The following is a 612-nucleotide window of genomic DNA, read 5'->3' as shown; positions in this document are numbered from 1 at the left end:
CGCCCTGGGCAGCACAAGCGGCGTGGGCGATCTGATCGTTACCGGTACCGTGTGGCTGGTGAACAAGCCCGACCAGGGCGAGTTCTTCGGTGTCACGCCGGCGGTTTGGGTGCCAATCGGCTCCTACGACAAGAACAAGCCCCTCAACCTCGGCGAGCACCGCTGGAAGTATCTGCTGCAGGCCGGCTACACCACGCCGCTCGGGTCGAAGGACTTGTCGTTGCAACTCGCGGCCGACGTCACCGGCTTTGGCCACAACGACGACTACGGGCCCAACAGCCAGACGCTCACCCAGAAGCCGCTGTACCAGTTCCAGGCTTGGCTCAAGTACAACTTGGGCGGCGGCTTCGACCTGCGCGCCGGCACGTCTCACTTCGTCGGCGGCGAGACCTCCGTCGACGGCGTTGCCAGCGACGATCGCACCCGGACCACCAACGCCAAGTTCGGCTTCGGGTGGGGCTTCGCGCCCGGCTGGCACTTCGCGGCGCTCTATGGACGTGACCTGACCGTGCGCAACGGCCTGAAGGAGTCGGACCGCATCAACTTGCGCCTGCTGAAGGCGTTCTGAGGCCCCTGAGCCACAATGAAACCCGGCGTTTTCGAATCGCCGGG

General features: G+C 65.4%; 1 protein-coding gene. It reads left to right on the top strand.

The genetic code is table 11. The features are described from left to right. Window positions 1-568, top strand: a 568-nt coding sequence (locus D9C15_RS33240; RefSeq protein WP_205854988.1) for a transporter, incomplete at its 5' end; no start/stop codon positions are given. Window positions 569-612: the final 44 nt, after the last annotated feature.

The organism is Piscinibacter defluvii (assembly GCF_004011805.1).
In the GTDB taxonomy this organism is placed as follows: domain Bacteria; phylum Pseudomonadota; class Gammaproteobacteria; order Burkholderiales; family Burkholderiaceae_C; genus Piscinibacter; species Piscinibacter defluvii.
Note: the sequence above shows the minus strand (reverse complement) of the source record. Positions and strands in the feature narration are given on the sequence as shown.